15 protein-coding genes are annotated in these 19,157 nt (G+C 67.6%); 11 read left to right on the top strand and 4 right to left on the bottom strand.

Translation table 11 applies throughout. The annotated features are described in order from the left end of the window. Positions 1 to 321: 321 nt before the first annotated feature. From ACFYT4_RS06765 to ACFYT4_RS06780, 4 genes are all read left to right on the top strand, one after another. Entirely contained in the window at positions 322 to 1,038 is a 717-nt protein-coding gene (locus ACFYT4_RS06765; protein ID WP_389265971.1) for a helix-turn-helix transcriptional regulator, read from the top strand. A 58-nt stretch (positions 1,039 to 1,096) separates the two neighbouring features. Beyond that, complete coding sequence (locus ACFYT4_RS06770; RefSeq protein WP_389265973.1) at positions 1,097 to 2,179, top strand: inositol-3-phosphate synthase; 1,083 nt, start codon at positions 1,097 to 1,099, stop codon at positions 2,177 to 2,179. A 151-nt stretch (positions 2,180 to 2,330) separates the two neighbouring features. Beyond that, positions 2,331 to 3,599 (top strand): MFS transporter, encoded by a 1,269-nt coding sequence (locus tag ACFYT4_RS06775; RefSeq protein WP_389265975.1) that lies wholly within the window; start codon positions 2,331 to 2,333, stop codon positions 3,597 to 3,599. Between the two features lie 44 nt (positions 3,600 to 3,643). Beyond that, a complete protein-coding gene (locus ACFYT4_RS06780; protein WP_389265976.1) occupies positions 3,644 to 4,180 on the top strand; it encodes a hypothetical protein in 537 nt (178 codons plus the stop codon). Between the two features lie 119 nt (positions 4,181 to 4,299). Here the strand turns inward: ACFYT4_RS06780 and ACFYT4_RS06785 are convergent, their stop codons facing one another. Next, on the bottom strand, positions 4,300 to 5,742 hold the full coding sequence (locus ACFYT4_RS06785; RefSeq protein WP_389265978.1) for a CCA tRNA nucleotidyltransferase: 1,443 nt from the start codon (positions 5,740 to 5,742) through the stop codon (positions 4,300 to 4,302). 258 nt (positions 5,743 to 6,000) lie between these two features. On the opposite strand from ACFYT4_RS06785, the gene ACFYT4_RS06790 reads away from it, so the two are divergent. From ACFYT4_RS06790 to trxA, 7 genes are all read left to right on the top strand, one after another. Then, the gene (locus ACFYT4_RS06790) at positions 6,001 to 8,439 is read left to right on the top strand and encodes a DUF6049 family protein (protein ID WP_389265980.1); all 2,439 of its coding nucleotides are present in this window, start codon (positions 6,001 to 6,003) and stop codon (positions 8,437 to 8,439) included. Positions 8,440 to 8,484: 45 nt separating this feature from the next. Then, positions 8,485 to 10,641, top strand: coding sequence for a murein biosynthesis integral membrane protein MurJ (gene murJ / locus ACFYT4_RS06795; protein ID WP_389265981.1), 2,157 nt, complete (start codon positions 8,485 to 8,487; stop codon positions 10,639 to 10,641). A gap of 247 nt (positions 10,642 to 10,888) precedes the next feature. Next, a complete protein-coding gene (locus ACFYT4_RS06800) occupies positions 10,889 to 12,610 on the top strand; it encodes a protein kinase family protein (RefSeq protein WP_389265983.1) in 1,722 nt (573 codons plus the stop codon). A 250-nt stretch (positions 12,611 to 12,860) separates the two neighbouring features. After that, on the top strand, positions 12,861 to 13,574 hold the full coding sequence (gene sigM, locus ACFYT4_RS06805; protein ID WP_389265984.1) for an RNA polymerase sigma factor SigM: 714 nt from the start codon (positions 12,861 to 12,863) through the stop codon (positions 13,572 to 13,574). Positions 13,575 to 13,588: 14 nt separating this feature from the next. Next, positions 13,589 to 14,467, top strand: coding sequence for an anti-sigma factor family protein (locus tag ACFYT4_RS06810; protein ID WP_389265986.1), 879 nt, complete (start codon positions 13,589 to 13,591; stop codon positions 14,465 to 14,467). A 125-nt stretch (positions 14,468 to 14,592) separates the two neighbouring features. Beyond that, a complete protein-coding gene (gene trxB, locus ACFYT4_RS06815; RefSeq protein WP_389265988.1) occupies positions 14,593 to 15,570 on the top strand; it encodes a thioredoxin-disulfide reductase in 978 nt (325 codons plus the stop codon). 46 nt (positions 15,571 to 15,616) lie between these two features. Continuing rightward, complete coding sequence (gene trxA / locus ACFYT4_RS06820) at positions 15,617 to 15,949, top strand: thioredoxin (RefSeq protein ID WP_389265990.1); 333 nt, start codon at positions 15,617 to 15,619, stop codon at positions 15,947 to 15,949. A gap of 73 nt (positions 15,950 to 16,022) precedes the next feature. On the opposite strand, the gene ACFYT4_RS06825 is transcribed toward trxA, so the two are convergent. The 3 genes from ACFYT4_RS06825 to ACFYT4_RS06835 form a co-directional block, all read right to left on the bottom strand. Next, positions 16,023 to 16,640: a GNAT family N-acetyltransferase gene (locus ACFYT4_RS06825; RefSeq protein WP_389265992.1), complete on the bottom strand. Its 618-nt coding sequence runs from the start codon at positions 16,638 to 16,640 to the stop codon at positions 16,023 to 16,025. Between the two features lie 308 nt (positions 16,641 to 16,948). Continuing rightward, entirely contained in the window at positions 16,949 to 18,046 is a 1,098-nt protein-coding gene (locus ACFYT4_RS06830) for a ParB/RepB/Spo0J family partition protein (protein WP_389265994.1), read from the bottom strand. Next, entirely contained in the window at positions 18,043 to 19,119 is a 1,077-nt protein-coding gene (locus ACFYT4_RS06835) for a ParA family protein (protein WP_389265996.1), read from the bottom strand. The genes ACFYT4_RS06830 and ACFYT4_RS06835 overlap by 4 nt, the downstream gene beginning before the upstream one ends. Between the last annotated feature and the right edge of the window lie 38 nt (positions 19,120 to 19,157).

Consider the following 19,157-nt stretch of genomic DNA (forward strand, 5'->3'; position numbering starts at 1 on the left):
GCGGCAGTGGAGTTCCGGTCCCCCCGAAATGGATACGGACCAGCCGCGCAAAGGGCTCATCCGCTGTGCATCCACGGCGATGACGTCCGCGGGCGCCACATGGTTCCCGGTGGTCTGCATCCGCACAGACTACGCACGACCAAACCCCTCCCGAACCTGAAGTTCACCCCAAATCAGGCAAGTTGAGTGTGACGAATTGACGATGTGACGCCGTTCACCTTGACCCCCCTTGTCGCAGGGAGCATGCCGTCATATCGTGCTGATGTATCGGTTCGATACATCAGCACGAGATAAGTACCGAGGACGGCGAAGGAGGCGAGGGTGAGCAGACGCTCCGGGATCCTCGAGTTCGCCGTGCTCGGTCTGCTCCGTGAGGCCCCGATGCACGGGTACGAGCTGCGTAAACGGCTCAATACCTCGCTGGGAATCTTCCGGGCTTTTAGTTACGGGACCCTCTACCCCTGCCTCAAGACGCTGGTCGCCAACGGCTGGTTGATCGAGGAACCGGGCAGTGCTCCCGAGGACGCCCTCGCCGCTTCACTCGCGGGGCGCCGCGCCAAGATCGTCTACCGGTTGACGGCGGAAGGAAAAGAACACTTCGAGGAGCTGCTCTCGCATACCGGGCCCGACAGCTGGGAGGACGAGCACTTCGCGGCTCGCTTCGCCTTCTTCGGGCAGACGGAGCGCGAGGTGCGGATGCGGGTGCTGGAAGGCCGCCGGAGCCGGCTGGAGGAGCGTCTGGAGAAGATGCGCGCCTCCCTGGCCCGTACCCGTGAGCGACTCGACGACTACACCCTTGAGCTTCAGCGGCACGGCATGGAGTCCGTGGAGCGCGAAGTGCGCTGGCTGAACGAGCTCATCGAGAGCGAGCGGGCGGGGCGGGATCAGCGAAGCTCCTCCCCCGACGGCGCGGCTCAGCAGCACCACACATCTGGGTCGACGGGCGGCCTGCCCCGGCACCGGGGTGCCGAGTCTCCGGGGGCAAGCTCCCCCGGGCCCTCCACCCCGCCGGATCCGTCCGACGACACCGTCAACTGAGACCCCGCGGTTCGCAGGGTCTCATCCGGAACAACGAGAACAACAGGGAGCAACCGGAATGGGTTCGGTTCGCGTAGCCATCGTCGGCGTGGGCAACTGCGCCGCCTCGCTGGTGCAGGGCGTCGAGTACTACAAGGACGCCGACCCGGCCGGCAAGGTGCCGGGTCTGATGCACGTCCAGTTCGGCGACTACCACGTCCGTGACGTCGAGTTCGTGGCTGCCTTCGACGTGGACGCCAAGAAGGTCGGCCTCGACCTCTCGGACGCCATCGGCGCCAGCGAGAACAACACCATCAAGATCTGCGACGTGCCCAGCACCGGTGTCACGGTGCAGCGCGGCCACACCCTCGACGGTCTCGGCAAGTACTACCGCGAAACGATCGAGGAGTCGCCCGAGGCTCCGGCGGACATCGTCCAGGTCCTCAAGGACAAGCAGGTCGACGTTCTGGTCTGCTACCTGCCCGTGGGCTCCGAGGACGCCGCGAAGTACTACGCGCAGTGCGCCATCGACGCCAAGGTCGCCTTCGTCAACGCTCTCCCGGTCTTCATCGCCGGGACCAAGGAGTGGGCGGACAAGTTCACCGAGGCGGGCGTCCCGATCGTTGGTGACGACATCAAGTCGCAGGTCGGCGCCACCATCACGCACCGTGTGATGGCGAAGCTCTTCGAGGACCGGGGCGTCATCCTGGACCGCACGATGCAGCTGAACGTCGGCGGCAACATGGACTTCAAGAACATGCTGGAGCGTGACCGTCTGGAGTCCAAGAAGATCTCCAAGACGCAGGCCGTCACCTCCCAGATCCCCGACCGGGAGCTGGGCGAGAAGAACGTCCACATCGGCCCCTCCGACTACGTGGCCTGGCTGGACGACCGCAAGTGGGCGTATGTCCGTCTTGAGGGCCGTGCTTTCGGTGACGTCCCGCTGAACCTGGAGTACAAGCTGGAGGTCTGGGACTCCCCGAACTCCGCGGGTGTCATCATCGACGCCGTGCGCGCCGCGAAGATCGCCAAGGACCGGGGCATCGGAGGACCGATCCTCTCCGCTTCCTCGTACTTCATGAAGTCCCCGCCCGTGCAGTACTTCGACGACGAGGCCCGCGAGAGCGTCGAGAAGTTCATCAGCGGCGAGATCGAGCGCTGAGTCTTCGGAGGCTGCCACGCCATTGAGGACAGCTCCTCCGGGACGGCCGGCCGGTCGTCCCAGCCGAGCCGAACGACCGCGGAGGGTCCCCGGGTAATCCACCCGGGGACCCTCCGCGTCTGCGGAGCCCGGGTGTGTGACGCTTGATCACATGTCTGCCGTACGTGATCTGCGCGTACTCCTGCGCCTGACCAACTTCCGCCGGCTGCTCGCGGTGCGGCTGCTCTCCCAGTCCGCCGACGGCGTCTATCAGGTCGCACTCGCCACCTATGTGGTGTTCTCGCCGGAGAAGCAGACCTCACCGGCGGCCATCGCCTCCGCCATGGCCGTGCTGCTCCTGCCGTACTCTCTGATCGGCCCCTTCGCCGGTGTGCTCCTGGACCGATGGCAGCGACGGCAGGTCTTTCTGTACGGGAATCTGCTGCGGGCCGTCCTGGCGTGCGGTACCGCGATCCTCATCCTGGCCTCCGTGCCCGACTGGCTCTTCTATGCCTCCGCCCTCTCCGTGACGGCGGTCAACCGCTTTGTCCTCGCCGGGCTCTCGGCCGCGCTGCCCCGGGTGGTCGACGAGGACCGGCTCGTCGTGGCCAACGCCCTCTCGCCGACGGCCGGCACCCTGGCCGCGACCGCGGGTGGCGGACTCGCCTTTGCCGTCCGGCTGGTGGCCGACGACTCCGATGCAGCGGTCGTCCTCCTCGGCGCCGGCCTGTATCTTTGCTCGGCCCTCGCCTCCCTGCGGATGAGCCGTGAACTGCTCGGCCCTGAGCAGGGACAGGAGCAGCCGCGGCTGGCCGCGGTGATCGCCTCCACGGCCCGCGGTCTGGTCGGAGGGCTCCGTCATCTGTCCGAGCGCCCGTCAGCCACCCGGGTGCTGATCGCGATGACGCTGATGCGCTTCTGCTACGGAGCACTGCTGGTGATGGTCCTGATGCTGTGCCGCTATGCCTGGTACGAGAACGAGCAGGACGGCCTGGCGCTGCTCGGCGTGGCCGTGGCCGTTTCGGGGGCGGGCTTCTTCGTCGCGGCCGTGATGACTCCCTGGGCCATCGAGCGCCTCGGCCGGTACGGCTGGATGATCGCCTGCGCGGGAACAGCGGCCATCCTCGAACCGGCTCTGGGGCTGCCGTTCGAGCCGGCGCCGATACTGGTCGCCGCCTTTGTCCTTGGGCTCGTGACCCAGGGCACGAAGATCACCACCGACACCGTGGTGCAGACAACTGTTGACGACGCCTACCGTGGCAGGGTCTTCTCTCTCTATGACGTCCTGTTCAACGTCTCGTTCGTGGGAGCCGCGGCTGTCGCCGCCCTGATACTGCCCCCTGACGGACGGTCGGTCGAGCTTGTCGTTCTCGTCGCTCTGATCTACGCGGCGATCACCGCGGGCATAAGCAGGTGGAGCCGTGTCAGTCGCTCCGGTTAGCATGCGCGCGCATACAGCATTCACTTACTACGGGGGACCCTCGCATGACCTTTCCGCCGCCACAGGGCCAGAATCCGCCGCCGCAGGGCGGGAATCCCTATGGGAACCAGGGCCCGTACGGCCAGCAGCCGCCCACACACCCCGTACCCCAGTCCGGCTATCCGCAGCAGCCTCAGCCGAGGTTCGGAGGGTACCCGCAGCAGCCCCACCCCCCTCAGCAGCAGTGGGGCGCGCCCCCTCCTCCGGGGCCCCGCAAGTCGCCCCTCAAGAAGATCCTTCTGATCGGCACCCTTGCCATCGGGCTGATCGTGGTCGGAATCGTGGCCGTCGCGGCGAGCAAGGACGAGCCCGACCGCGCGAAGATCGGGGACTGCATGCTCAATGAGGGAACACAGAGCAAGCCCGAGCTCAAGATTGTGGACTGCAACCGCACCACAGCCGAGTACAAGGTCGTTGATGTCATCAAGGACACCTCGGATGCCGCGGCCTGCGAGTCCAAGTCCGACCTCGGCTACTGGGAGCAGCACGGGAGCGGCGGCTCCAGCAGGGACTTTGTGCTCTGCCTGGACCAGATCACGTAGTAATGCCGTAGCCGGCCAGAGCGGAGGGGCGATGTTTCACGTGAAACATCGCCCCTCCGTCCTGCGTACCGGGTTGGCCGGGTGCCATGTTTCACGTGAAACATGGCACCGTTTCCCGCTCAGCCCTGGGCCGCCCACCACTCCTTGAGCGCCGAGACCGCTGCGTCATGGCCCATGGGGCCGTTCTCCAGCCGCAGCTCCAGCAGGAACGCATACGCCTTGCCGATCACCGGACCGGGACCCACACCGAGGATCTCCTGGATCTGGTTCCCATTCAGGTCGGGCCTGATGGCCTCAAGCTCCTCCTGCTCCTTCAGCTGGGCGATCCGATCCTCAAGACCGTCATAGGTACGGGAGAGGGCGGCCGCCTTGCGCTTGTTGCGGGTGGTGCAGTCGGAGCGCGTCAGTTTGTGGAGCCGCGTCAGCAGGGGTCCGGCGTCACGCACATAGCGCCGCACAGCCGAGTCGGTCCACTCGCCTTCACCGTAGCCATGGAACCGCAGATGCAGCTCCACCAGGCGTGAGACGTCCTTGACCAGGTCATTGGAGTACTTGAGAGCGGCCATCCGCTTCTTGGTCATCTTCGCGCCCACCACCTCGTGGTGGTGGAAGGAGACTCTGCCGTCCTTCTCAAAACGACGCGTCCGCGGCTTGCCGATGTCATGGAGCAGCGCGGCCAGCCGGAGAACGAGGTCGGGACCCTCGTCCTCCAGATCGATAGCCTGCTCCAGAACGGTCAGCGAGTGCTCGTACACGTCCTTGTGCCGGTGGTGCTCATCGCTCTCCAGTCGCAGCGCGGGCAGCTCCGGCAGCACATGATCGGCCAGGCCCGAGCCCACGAGGAGGGCGAGCCCCTGGCGGGGATGCGCCGAGAGGATCAGCTTGTTCAGCTCCTCGCGCACTCGCTCGGCGGAGACGATGTCGATCCGCGCGGCCATCTCCTCCATGGCCTCGACCACCTCGGGTGCCACCTCGAAGTCCAGCTGGGCCGCAAAACGAGCGGCCCGCAGCATGCGGAGCGGGTCGTCGGAGAAGGACGCCTCGGGCGTGCCGGGCGTCCGCAGTACACGGGCGGCGAGGTCCTCCAGCCCGTGGTGCGGATCGATGAACTCCTTCTCCGGCAGCGCGACGGCCATCGCGTTCACCGTGAAGTCGCGGCGGACGAGATCCTCCCCGATCGAGTCGCCGTAGGACACCTCGGGCTTGCGGGAGGTCCTGTCGTACGCCTCGGAGCGGTAGGTCGTGACCTCGATCTGATAGCCGCTCTTCTGTGCTCCGACCGTGCCGAAGGCGATCCCCACGTCCCACACCGAGTCCGCCCAGGGCCGGATGATCTTCAGTACATCCTCGGGGCGGGCGTCCGTCGTGAAGTCCAGATCATTGCCGAGCCGGCCGAGCAGCGCGTCCCGGACCGAACCGCCGACCAGGGCGAGGCTGAACCCGGAGTCCTGGAAACGGCGGGCAAGATCGTCGGCGACGGGTGCTACGCGCAGTAGTTCCGTCACCGCGCGGCGTTGCACCTGACTCAGTTCGGTGGGGTTGTCATCATTGGCGTTCGGCACAACAGAAAAGGGTACGTGCCCCGGCGGCCCCGAGGTCCCCTCTTTTACGGCCGCCTCTCCCGGGCGCTCCCGCGGGCGGACCCGCAGCTGCCCGGGCGTACCCAGGTCGTGCCACCCGCGGGTGAGGTGTGCCCGAAAGGCCCTTGCGATCTTGTGGGGCGGTCCGCGGCACTTCGGCACAGCGCATCTCGTTACCATGCGTGGACGCAATGAGCGACAACGACCAACGGCATCAGACGACGAGGGACGGACGGACGCGTGGCCGAGGCGGCAGACTTCCAGAGGATGAATCCCTCTCCTGCCCGCCGGTGGCTGCGCCGCGCAGTCACCGTGATGCTCTGTGCTCCCCTTGTCGGAGGGCTGCTCGGGGGGCCCGTCGCACCGGCCGCACACGCCTCCGACACCGCCTCGGGTTCGCGCATGGTGGATGTGTCTCTCAACACACTGACACCGAGTGCTCCAGGTAAGGACGACACGCTCACCATCTCGGGCACGGTCCTCAATGAGGGCAAGCAGACCATCACCGGTGCCGAGGTGGATCTGCGGCTGGGTGCGAAGCTGACCGGAAGATCCGCCATCGACCGCGCCGCCCAGCGGACGGGATTCGACCGGAACGTCGACGGCGGTGCCGTCGGCGACAAGCACACGGTGAAGCTGCCGGAGCTGGTGTCCGGTGTCAGTCGGGAATTCTCGCTGTCGGTGCCGGTCGAGGAGCTCGATCTCGGTGATGAAGGCGTCTACCAGCTCGGCGTCAGCCTGTCGGGACAAACACCCGACGAGCCCTTCGAGCAGGTGCTGGGTATCGAGCGGACCTTCCTGCCCTGGCAGCCCGAGGCGCCGGAGAAGAAGACCCATCTCACCTATCTCTGGCCGCTGATCTCCTCGACCCATCTCACCTCCGAGACGGGGTCGGACGCCCAGCAGACTCCGGTCTTCGAGGACGAGTCCCTCGCCAGGGAGATCGCCCCGGACGGCCGGCTCGGACAACTCGTCGCCCTGGGAAGCGAGTTGCCCGTCACCTGGGTCATCGATCCCGATCTCCTCGCCACCGTCGACGCCATGACGAGGAACTACGAGGTCAAGAACGGAAGCGACACCGTCCCGGGCAGAAACCAGGCCGTCGCCAAGCAGTGGCTGAGTTCGGTGCAGCGTGCGGTCCAGGGCGACAAGGTGATCGCGCTGCCGTTCGCCGACCCCGACCTGGCCTCCCTGGCACACCGCGGAAAGAACGTCTCCGGGTCGCTGAGCCACCTCCAGCAGGCCACGGAGGTCGCGGAGCGGACCGTGGAGACGATCATCCACCAGAAGCCGTCCGTGGATTTCGCCTGGCCCGTGGAAGGGGCGATCGATTCCTCCATCGTGGATGTCGCGACCTCGGCCGGTGCGCACAATGTCATCGCGCGCAGCGACAGCCTGCGTGACGACCTCTCGTACACGCCCACCGCGGCGCGCCCGATCGGCGGTGGGACGACAGCCGTGGTCGCCGACGCCCGGCTGTCCAAGGCGTTCGAGGGCGACATGCTGAACAGCAGCGCCTCGACCCTGGCGGTCCAGCGGTTCCTCGCCCAGACCCTCGCGGTGAGCCTGCAGGATCCGGACCATCAGCGGAGCATCGTCGTCGGACCCCAGCGGACGCCGACCGTTTCGCAGGCGCAGTCCATGGCCCGGGCGCTGGAGGCCCTCGACCAGCGCTGGACACAGCCGCTCGACCTGGTCGCGGCGTCGGAGGCCAAACCCGACGCCAATGCCGTGACCAAGGTGCCCCCGTCCTCGCGCTATCCCGGCCATCTGCGCGAGCAGGAGCTCCCGGCCCAGGCGTTCCAGGACATCCGGGCCACCCAGATCGCGCTCAACGACTTCAAGGTCATCCTGACGGCGATGGACCGGGTCGAGACGCCCTTCAGCCGGGCCATCGACCGGGAGATGTCCACCTCCTGGCGAGGCCAGACCGAGGCGGCCCGGCAGTACCGCGTCGAGGTCCGCACCAACCTCCAGGGCCTCTCCGAGGAAGTACAGCTGATCGAGAAGTCGCAGATCACCCTGTCGGGGCGGAGCGCGACCATCCCCGTCACCGTGCAGAACAGGCTGGTGCAGGGGGTCGACCACCTCGTACTGCGGCTCAGCTCGGACAACGCGGCCCGCCTCAGCCTCGACGGGGACAAAGGCGTCGACGAGCGGCCGATCAAGGTCAAGGGCGGTCACAGCCAGTCCGTGAAGTTCAACGCCCAGTCGAACGTCAACGGTCAGGTACAGATGACGGCCCAGCTGTACACCGAGGACGGCAAGCCGTACGGCGCGAAGATGCAGTTCACGGTCAAAGTCTCCGAGTTCACTCCCACCGTGATGCTGGTCATCGCGGGCGGTGTCCTGCTGCTCGTTCTCGCCGGGGTGCGGATGTACACCCAGCGCAAGCGGGCCTCCGCCCACGACGGGGCGGCTGAACAGGAGGGGACGGCCGAGCAGGACCAGGCCGCGGAAGATCCCGACGGCGACTCCGGGGAGGCCGCCGGAGAACCGGCCCCCGCGGGCGCCGGAGATGCCTCGTCCCCGGCGGCCGAGGAGGGCTCGCCGGGGGAACCGGAAGGGCCCGCAGGTGACATCGACGGCCCGGATCCCGGGCAGCCGAGTGACCCGGCACCGGACACCCGTCCGGAAAGCGGCAACCCTTCGGGCACGGGTGAGAAAGTGGACCGTTGAGCGATGTCGTGGCCGGCCGGCCGGGGACGATGAGGTGGGGTAGCAATGAACGCGCCGTACGACGGTGACCGCGGTCAGGGCGCTGGCGTGGATCCGGCGGGCCAGGTACCGCAGCAGCCTGCCGCCGACCCCGCACAGGATCCGTATCTCCAGCACGCCTACGACCAGGACCCCTATCGGGCGCAGGATCTGTCCGCCCAGGACCCGGTGACCGAGGCCCTCTACGACCGCGCCGCCCACCCCCCGCCGCCTCCGGGCACCTACCAGGAGCCCGAGCCGCTGTACCAGCAGCCGCCGTCTCCCCCGTACGCGCCCGACCCCCGGATCTGGGCGCAGACCCCTCCCCCCGAGCCCTCGGGCCCGTCCCGTCATCTGCCCTACGGCGACGACGCCAGGACCACCCAGTACACGGGCGTCGACGATCTCGTGACACGGGCGGGGGAGCAGGATCCGGAGCCCGACGCCTTCGCCCATCTCTTCCGTGACCAGCAGGGCACCGCCAAGACGGTCCCGGCGCCCGCGCAGGAACCGCTTCCGCCCCCGCCGGCCCCCAAGAGCTCGGGCGGGCGGGTGTCGAGCCTGGCGAAGTCCAGCGCCGTGATGGCGGCGGGCACGATCGTCTCCCGCCTCACCGGCTTCCTGCGGAACCTCGTGATGGCCGCGGCCATCGGCGTAGGCGTCCTCAGCGACACCTACCAGGTCGCCAATGTCCTGCCGACGATGATCTACGTCCTGGTCGGCGGCGGCGCCCTGAACGCGGTCTTCATCCCCCAACTCGTCCGGGCCATGAAAAACGACAAGGACGGCGGCGAGGCATACGCCAACCGCCTGCTGACCCTCGTGATCGTCCTGCTCGCGGGTGTCACCACGGTGTGTGTGCTGGCGGCGCCACTGCTCATCCGCATGATGTCGCCGACCATCGCCTCCGACCCGCAGAAGATGGATGTGGCCGTCGCGTTCGCCCGCTTCTGCCTGCCCACCCTGTTCTTCATGGGCGTGCACGTGGTGCTCGGCCAGATTCTGAACGCACGCGGGCGATTCGGCGCGATGATGTGGACCCCCGTCCTGAACAACATCGTGATCATCGCGACCTTCGGTGCCTTCATCTGGGCGTTCGGCAGCTTCACCGAGTCCGGCGTCAGCACCGCGACCATCACCCCCGAAGGCGTCCGGCTCCTCGGCATCGGCACCCTGCTCGGGCTCACCGTCCAAGCGCTCGCGATGCTCCCGTACCTGCGGGAGGCGGGCTTCAGGATGAAGCTGCGCTTCGACTGGAGGGGCCACGGACTGGGCAAGGCCGCGGGGCTCGCCAAATGGACGTTCTTCTTCGTCCTCGCCAATCAGCTCGGCATGATCGTCGTCACCCAGCTCGCCACGGCGGCGGGCGCGGCGGCCGAGAAGGACGGCTTCACCGGCACCGGCATCACGGCGTACAACTTCGCGCTGCTGCTGTGGCAACTGCCGCAGGCCATCATCACCGTCTCCGTGATGACGGCCGTACTCCCGAGAATCTCCCGTTCCGCCCATGACGGGGACCCCGCTGCCGTGCGCGACGACATCTCGTACGGGCTGCGCACCTCCGCCGTGGCGATCGTGCCCTCGGCCTTCGCGTTTCTCGCCCTGGGTGTGCCGATGGCCGGCCTGCTGTACGCCGGGTCGGGCCCCGAGGGTGCCCGCAACATCGGATTCACTCTAATGGCCTTCGGCCTGGGACTGATTCCGTACTCCGTTCAGTACGTCGTCCTTCGGGGCTTCTACGCGTACGAGGACACCCGCACCCCCTTCTACAACACGGTGATCGTCGCCCTCGTCAACGCGACGGCCGCCGCGGTCAGCTTTGTGGTGCTGCCCGCCCGCTGGGCGGTCGTCGGGATGGCCGCGTCCTACGGTCTCGCCTACATGATCGGCGTGGGTGTGGCCTGGCGCAGGCTGAAGAAGCGGCTCGGCGGCGATCTGGACGGCTCGCACATCATGCGTACCTACGCCCGTCTGTGCATGGCCTCCCTGCCCGCGGCGGTGATCGGTGGCCTGGCCGCCTTCGGTATCACCAAGGCCCTCGGCGGCGGTGCCGCCGGTTCGCTCGCAGCGCTCCTCGGCGGCGGGATCGTGCTGCTGGGCGTCTTCTTCCTCGCCGCGAAGCGGATGCGCATCGAGGAGCTGAACTCCATGGTCGGCATGGTCCGCGGCCGCCTCGGCCGCTAGACCCCTGACCAAACGCGATCGCCGAGAGGCCCGCGCCCGGAGAAAGCGCAGGTGCCGGACGCCCCGACCCGGCAAGATCCGGAAGACGGGCCCAGGGGTCGCGCCACCGCCAGGGGCTGAGATCCTGGGACGGCACGATCCCGCACAACCATCGCTGACTGCCGTGTGTCGTGCATAGCGGCGGACTGTGGGCACAATTGGCATGGCTGTTGGTTATGCGCAACGGAATGGGGAGGCAGGAACGACGGTGGCGGAACGTAGCACGGCTGCCGTCGACGTGGCCGACAACAGCGGAGACGACCCGCTGACCGCGCAGGCGGACAAGGCCACGACCGACGGGGCGGCTGAATCCCAGGACACGGCGGAGAAGACCTCGCCGGACACGAACAGCGAGCCGAAGGGCGACGAGCCCGCCACCGCCGCACCCGAACTGCACAGCGGCCACAAGCTCGCCAGACGCTACCGCCTCGAAGAGTGCATCACCCGTCTGGACGGTTTCAGCAGCTGGCGGGCTGTCGACGAGAAGCTGCGCCGGGCCGTCGGGGTGCATCTACTCCCGGCCGACCACCCCCGGGCCCGTTCGGTGCTCGCGGCGGCACGCTCCGCGGCGCTGCTCGGGGACCCCCGCTTTGTCATGGTCCTGGACGCCGTCGAGGAGAACGACCTCGTCTATGTCGTCCACGAGTGGCTCCCGGACGCCACCGAGCTGACCGCACTGCTCGCCGTGGCCCCTATGGAGCCCCACGATGCCTACCAGCTCGTGGACCAGCTCTCCCAGGCCATGACCGCCGCCCACCGTGAGGGGCTCGCGCATCTGAAGCTCACCCCGAGCGCCGTGCTGCGGACCTCCAGCGGGCAGTACCGCATCCGCGGGCTCGCAGTGAACGCCGCACTGCGCGGAATCACCGCCGACCGGCCGCAGCGCACCGACACCGAGGCGATCGGTGCCCTGCTGTACGCCGCCCTCACCCAGCGCTGGCCGTACGAGAACGACGCGTACGGGCTCTCCGGGCTGCCGAAGGGCGTCGGGCTGCTCCCTCCCGACCAGGTGCGGGCAGGGGTCCACCGGGGTCTCTCCGAACTGGCCATGCGCGCGCTGGTCAACGACGGCGCCACTGCCTCCCGGCAGGAGCCCCCCTGCACCACCCCGGACGAGCTGGCCAAGGCCGTCGGGGCAATGGCCCGCATCCGCCGTCCCGAACCCACTTTCACCAGCCCGCCGGAGTACCAGCGGACCACCTACCAGCAGGGGACCTACGGCCGCCCCGCCACCCGGCCCGGACCGGCGGTCGGCCGCACGATGGCCGTCCCCCTGGCGCCTCTCGAAAGCCGCACGGGCAAGGTCCTCAAGTGGGGGGTTGCGGCTCTGCTGATCGCCGCACTGGGCCTCGGCAGCTGGCAGATCGCCGACGAGCTGCTGTCCCGGGACAAGGACTCGACACCGACGCAGACCACCCCCAAGGAGGGTGACGACGACGAGAAGGTGAAGGCACCCGACAAGCCGCTGTCGATCGAGCACGCTACGGAGTTCGCCCCCAGCGGGTCCGGGATACAGGAGGACGAGGTGCCGAATGCCGTCGACGGCACATCGCATACTTCCTGGATCACCCCGCAGTACCGGGGCTACCCGAACTTCGGCAATCTGGACAATCGCAAGCAGGGCAGCGGGATCATCGTGGATCTCGGCAAGGTGCGCGATGTCTCCGGCGTCGAGATCGACATGCACCGCAGCGGTCAGAAGACCGAGGTACTCGCCGCCGCCGAGGACGCCTCCGAACCGACCTCGCTCTCGGACTTCTCCCAGCGCCTCACCGGCCTGAAGACCGTGGGGAAGACCTTGAACGCGACCTTCGAGGAACCCACCCGGACCAGGTACGTACTGATCCGGATCACCGAGCTGCCGCCGGAAGGATCGTCCTCGAAAACCTACCGGGGCGGCATCTCGGAGATTCAGATCCTCGGCCGCTGAGAAGGTGACGGTGGGGCACTCCCCACCGGCCTTCAGCACACCCTGGGCGGCGATGCCTCCGTCGCCGCCCAGCCGTTCACGGGATTCTTCATCCCTATGCCCCCGTCGGCATGAATCGTGATAGACAGACCGAGCCGCAGCCGAATCGACCGGACGACAGGATTCGCTCGGAAGCCCCGCACTGTGCCGCCGACAGGACAGATCCGGCGGCAGACAAGCAGGGCACGGGCGGGGTGGGACAGAACAGAGGGTGGAGGCCGTGACGACGGGGGCGTCCAACACACCCAGTGACGCGGAACTTCTGGCCCGCCATGTGGCGGGGGAACCCGATGCCTTCGGCGAGCTCGTACGCCGGCACCGTGACCGGCTCTGGGCCGTCGCCCTGCGCACTCTGGGGGACCGCGAGGAGGCCGCTGACGCGGTCCAGGATGCGCTGGTCTCCGCCTTCCGAGCCGCCCACACCTTCCGTGGCCAGTCCGCCGTCACCACCTGGCTCCACCGCATCACGGTGAACGCGTGCCTCGATCGCGCCCGCAAGGCCGCATCGCGCAAGACCTCCCCCGTGGACAACACCGAGCGGCTGGAGCAGCTCCTCGAACCCCATGAGTCCGCCGACGCCCCGGCCGAGCGCCGGGATCTGCACCGGGAGCTGCTGGCAGCACTGGCCAAACTCCCCGTCGATCAGCGGGCGGCTCTGGTCCTGGTGGATATGCAGGGCTACTCGGTCGCCGAGGCCGCCAGTGTGCTCGATGTGCCGACCGGGACGGTCAAGAGCCGTTGCGCCCGGGGGAGAGCCCGGCTGCTGCCCCTGCTCACTCATCTGCGTGGTGACGCCGGGGATGACAGCGGACTTGGCACACGAAGGAACCGGACGCCGGGGACATCCGTCCCACCGGGGTCGAGGCAAGAGGACGCAGGGCCGCATGATCCTGCTGCTGTGAAGGGCGGAGGTGGACGCACGTGACACCCACGGCCGACATGACTCAGCACCCGGACGTCTCGGAGATCTCCGCTCTCACGGAAGGGCTTCTCTCCCCCGACCAGAGCGCCGAAGTGGCGCAGCATCTGGACGACTGTGAGCTGTGCGCCGATGTCCGTGCATCCCTCGAAGAGATCCGTGGGCTGCTCGGCACGCTCCCCGGTGTCCCGGAGATGCCCGAGGATGTCGTGGGCCGTATCGATGCCGCCTTGGCCGCCGAGGCTCTTCCGGGCTCCACCGCGTCCGACCGAAGCACTCATGTTTCACGTGAAACAACGCCCACCGCTCAGCAGGGCGAGACCAAGCCCGGCGACCGGCCCGCTGGACATTCCCGTGGTACGACGGGCCCCGGTCGCAGCCGCCAGGGGCGACGGCGCCGCACCACTGTGCTGGGGGCGATCATCGGTGTGGCGGCGGTCGGAATGAGTGTGCTGGTTCTCCAGTCCCAGTCCGGCGAAGACGACCGGACGTCCCAGGATGTCGCCACCGCATCCTCGGCGGGCAACGACGGCGACTTCTCCGCGTCCACCCTCAGGAGCAGGGTCAAGGCTCTGGTCTCCACCACTCCGCCCCAAGCGGAGATCAAGAGCGACAGAGGAAGGACGCCCCGGGAGAGGTCACCTTCCTTCGCGCCTGCGACCCCGAAAACAGCCAGGCTTTCGGTACCGCCCTGTGTGCAACTGGGTACGGACCGCACCGACGCACCGATCGCGGTGGAGCAGGGCGTGTACCAGAACATCGACGCCTATCTCCTCGTTCTCCCCGACCCTGCGGATCTCCAGCGCGTCCATGCCTTTGTCATCGATGCTGCCTGCGTGAGCGAGGCGCCCACGTCCGCAGGGAAGGTTCTGCTGGCCGACACCTTCCCGCTCGGCTGACGAATCCGGCTGCGCTGCGCGGCGGGCTCGGGAATGCGCGCCCCTTAGTATCCGTTGGGTGGGGTGAGAGTCATTGACCTGGCCCGGCAGTCAGCAGGCAGTCTGCAGAGACGAGGAAGAAACCCGTGAGCGACGTCCGTAACGTGATCATCATCGGCTCCGGGCCGGCCGGCTACACGGCGGCGCTGTACACGGCGCGTGCCGCCCTGAAGCCGCTGGTGTTCGAGGGTGCTGTGACCGCCGGTGGCGCGCTGATGAACACCACCGATGTGGAGAACTTCCCCGGCTTCCGGGACGGGATCATGGGCCCGGATCTGATGGACAACATGAGGGCGCAGGCGGAGCGCTTCGGTGCGGAACTGGTTCCGGACGATGTGGTGGCCGTCGATCTGAGCGGCGACATCAAGACCGTCACGGACACGGCGGGTACGGTGCACCGGGCCAAGACGGTGATCGTGACCACCGGCTCCCAGCACCGCAAGCTGGGCCTGCCGAACGAGGACGCCCTGTCCGGGCGCGGAGTCTCCTGGTGCGCGACCTGTGACGGCTTCTTCTTCAAGGACCAGGACATCGCCGTGGTCGGTGGCGGCGACACGGCTATGGAGGAGGCGACCTTCCTCTCCCGGTTCGCACGCTCGGTGACGATCGTCCACCGCCGTGACACCCTGCGTGCCTCCAAGGCCATGCAGGATCGTGCTTTCGCCGATCCGAAGATCTCCTTCGCCTGGGACAGCGAGGTCGCCGAGATCCACGGTGAGCAGAAGCTCTCCGGTCTGACCCTGCGCAACACCAAGACCGGTGAGACCTCTCATCTCGCGGTCACGGGTCTGTTCATCGCCGTGGGCCACGACCCCCGGACCGAGCTGTTCAAGGGCCAGCTCGACCTGGACGACGAGGGCTACCTCCAGGTGGCCGCCCCCTCCACCCGTACCAACCTCACCGGGGTCTTCGCCGCTGGGGATGTCGTCGACCACACCTACCGCCAGGCCATTACGGCCGCCGGAACCGGCTGCTCGGCCGCCCTCGACGCCGAACGTCACCTCGCCGCCCTCCAGGACGGCGAGAACGCGGCCCAGCCGGCGGAGCCGGCGCCCGCGGTCTGAATCCCGCACCGTCTCCCCGTCACCCCTGAAGAGTAAGGAGGCCGCCGTGGCCGGCGCGCTGAAGAATGTTACCGACGACACCTTCGAAGAGGATGTCCTCAAGAGCGACAAGCCCGTGCTGGTGGACTTCTGGGCCGCCTGGTGCGGCCCGTGCCGTCAGATCGCGCCGTCCCTGGAAGCCATTGCGGCCGAGCACGGTGACAAGATCGAGGTCGTCAAGCTCAACATCGACGAGAACCCCGCCACCGCTGCCAAGTACGGCGTCATGTCGATCCCCACGCTGAACGTCTACCAGAACGGCGAGGTCGCCAAGACGATCGTCGGAGCCAAGCCCAAGGCCGCCATCGTGCGCGACCTGGAGAGCTTCATCAGCGAGTAGCGGCACTGTTTCACGTGAAACATGGATGTGGGCTCATCCCCTGGGGATGAGCCCACATCCATGTCGAGAGGCATCAGAGCGGACGCAGGGCCGGTTCCTTCTGCACTGCCCCCAGGAGCCGGTCCAGCGCCAGCTCCACATCTTCCTTCCAGGAGAGCGTTGTCCGCAGTTCCAGTCGCAGCCGTGGATAGGTCGGGTGCGGGCGCACGGTCTTGAAGCCCACCGCCGTCAGATGCTCGGCAGGCAGCACACAGGCGGGCGCTTTCCAACGGCCGTCGCCGAATGCCTCAATGGCCCGGAAGCCCCGGCGCAGCACATCTTTCGCCACGGTCTGCACCATGACTCTGCCGAGTCCCTGCCCCTGATAGCCCGGATTGATCCAGGCGGTCATCAGCTGTACGGCATCCGCCGAGACTGGGCTCGTCGGGAAGGCCAGCGAGCGCGGCACATACGCCGGAGGCGCGTAGAGGACGAAGCCGGCCGGTACATCGTCGACATAGACGATCCGCCCGCATGAACCCCACTCCAGCAGTACCGCGGAGATCCATGCCTCCTTCTCCAGCTCCGGCCTTCCCGCTCTTACCGCCGCTTCCCCGCTGACCGGATCAAGTTCCCAGAAGACGCACGCACGGCAGCGCTTGGGAAGGTCCGAAAGGTTGTCCAGCGTGAGGGGTGCAAGCCGACGCCCCATGAAGGCTGTTCCTCGCTTCCTTTCCCGGCCGCACTACGAGCGGCTGCCAGGACGCTCCGTTCATGGAGCAGGCTGCTGATGAAGCCGCCCAGTGCCCCCAGGCCCAATCCCGCCGTCACCAGCTGACTGCGGCTGACCGTTCGCATGGCTCTCGCCTTCCTCCGAGGTGATCACGGTGGATGCGTCCATACCGGATCGCATCGTATCGACCCGCTCCCGACGCGGGTACCGCCACAGCACACAGGGCGGGCCGTGTCCCGGTGAGTCACCACGACACGGCCCGCCCTGTGGACACGGCAAAAGAGTCTTCAGCCTTCGTCGTCCTGCTCGGCGTCATCGGTGAGCCCATGCTCCAAGACCCGGCCCTCGCCCGGGGCGAGTGTGCCGAGGATGCGCTCCAGATCCTCTATCGAGGCGAACTCGACGACGATCTTGCCCTTCTTCTGGCCCAGGTCGACCTTCACCCGTGTCTCAAAGCGGTCCGACAGACGAGTGGCCAGATCGGAGAGTGCGGGTGAAAGCCGGGCACCGGCCCGGGGCCCCTTGGGCTTGGCCGTGCTCTTCTGACTGGAGTTGATCAGCGTGACGATCTCCTCGACCGCACGCACCGAGAGCCCCTCGGCAACGATCCTGTGCGCCAGGCGGTCCTGCTCCTCGGAGTCCTCCACCGAGAGCAGTGCCCGGGCATGGCCCGCCGAGAGCACGCCGGCAGCCACCCTGCGCTGAACGGGAGGGGACAGCCGGAGCAGCCGCAGCGTATTGGAGACCTGTGGGCGCGAGCGCCCGATACGGTCGGCCAGCTGGTCATGCGTGCAGTTGAAGTCCCGGAGCAACTGGTCGTAGGCGGCAGCCTCTTCCAGCGGGTTCAGCTGAGCGCGGTGGAGGTTCTCCAACAGCGCGTCCAGCAGAAGCTTCTCGTCCTCCGTGTGCCGGACGATCGCAGGGATCCGGTCCAGGCCGGCTTCACGGCAGGCCCTCCAGCGGCGCTCACCCATGATGAGCTCATAGCGGTCCGGCCCCGACTGCCGGACGACCACCGGCTGGAGAAGCCCGACTTCCTTGATGGAGGTGACCAGCTCGGCCAGAGCGTCCTCGTCGAAGACCTCACGGGGCTGCCGTGGGTTCGGCTTGATCGCGTCCACCGGCACTTCGGCGAAGTGCGCTCCGGCTGGCTCCGTCAACTGCGGTACGCCACCCGGCTCCGACGATGACATCGTCACATCGGGAGCCACGGCCGCCGAGGGCAGGGTCGCCACCTTGGCGGCCGCCACACCGCGCTCTGCCGTCAGTACCGGGGACACCCCCGAAGAGCCGACGGCGCCGCTGGGCGGTGCCTGCTTCTCCTGGGGAGCGGCAGGGATCAGGGCACCGAGTCCCCGCCCCAACCCTCTACGTCGCTCACTCACTGGATCCCCTCCGAGATGTTCTGCTGGTTGTTCTGGGCGCCCAGATGGACGTGCTGCGGGTCATAGCGAACGCCGACCCCGCGCATCGCGATCTCACGAGCCGCCTCAAGGTACGACAGGGACCCGCTGGAGCCGGGATCGTAGGTCAGCACCGTCTGCCCATAGCTCGGAGCCTCCGAGATACGCACCGACCGGGGAATGCTGGTTCGCAGGACCTCTTCACCGAAGTGACTGCGGACCTCGTCGGCGACCTGGGAGGCAAGCCGGGTACGGCCGTCGTACATCGTGAGGAGGATCGTGGACACATGCAGGGTCGGGTTGAGATGCCCCCTCACCAGGTCCACATTCCTCAGCAACTGGCCCAGGCCCTCCAGCGCGTAGTACTCACACTGAATAGGGATGAGCACCTCCGCGCCGGCGACGAGCGCATTGACGGTCAGCAGACCGAGCGAGGGCGGGCAGTCGATCAGGATGTAGTCCAGGGGCTGCTCATAGGCCTGGATCGCCCGCTGAAGTCTGCTCTCCCGCGCCACCAGCGACACCAGCTCGATCTCCGCACCGGCGAGATCGATGGTGGCGGGGGCGCAGAAGAGTCCTTCGACGTCCGGGACCGGCTGGACCACTTCGGAGAGCGGCTTGCTCTCCACTAGGACGTCATAGATCGAGGGGACTTCGGCGTGGTGGTCGATCCCCAGTGCCGTGGATGCATTGCCCTGTGGATCAAGATCCACGACCAGAACACGCGCACCGTGCAGTGCGAGCGAGGCGGCGAGGTTGACCGTGGTGGTGGTCTTCCCTACACCGCCCTTCTGGTTGGCGATGACCATGACGCGTGTCTGCTCAGGTCGGGGAAGACCCTCACCGGCACGCCCCAGCGCCTCCACGGCGAGCTGGGCAGCTCGGCCGATGGGGGTGTCGTCCATCGGGGGCGGTGTTTCACGTGAAACATCCTCTCCCGCCGATTCGGTACGGGGACCGGGGACCGGATCGGTCATCGGTCCCGCGATGTTGGCGTCGGACCGCAAGGATTCACTCTCCTCGACTTCAGGCTCGCGATGAACAGAGCCTGCCATGCTTTCGGGGTCATGAACCAGCGAGGCCCGTGCTTCTG

It is taken from the genome of Streptomyces sp. NPDC004609 (assembly GCF_042873655.1).
GTDB lineage: Bacteria > Actinomycetota > Actinomycetes > Streptomycetales > Streptomycetaceae > Streptomyces.

Bases quoted from the DNA above. Each gene is read 5' to 3' on its own strand.
- ACFYT4_RS06770 (WP_389265973.1), top strand. From the start codon at position 1,097: ATGGGTTCGGTTCGCGTAGCCATCGTCGGCGTGGGCAACTGCGCCGCC.
- ACFYT4_RS06775 (WP_389265975.1), top strand. From the start codon at position 2,331: ATGTCTGCCGTACGTGATCTGCGCGTACTCCTGCGCCTGACCAACTTC.
- ACFYT4_RS06780 (WP_389265976.1), top strand. From the start codon at position 3,644: ATGACCTTTCCGCCGCCACAGGGCCAGAATCCGCCGCCGCAGGGCGGG.
- murJ (WP_389265981.1), top strand. From the start codon at position 8,485: ATGAACGCGCCGTACGACGGTGACCGCGGTCAGGGCGCTGGCGTGGAT.
- ACFYT4_RS06810 (WP_389265986.1), top strand. From the start codon at position 13,589: ATGACTCAGCACCCGGACGTCTCGGAGATCTCCGCTCTCACGGAAGGG.
- ACFYT4_RS06825 (WP_389265992.1), bottom strand. From the start codon at position 16,640: ATGGGGCGTCGGCTTGCACCCCTCACGCTGGACAACCTTTCGGACCTT.
- ACFYT4_RS06835 (WP_389265996.1), bottom strand. From the start codon at position 19,119: ATGGCAGGCTCTGTTCATCGCGAGCCTGAAGTCGAGGAGAGTGAATCC.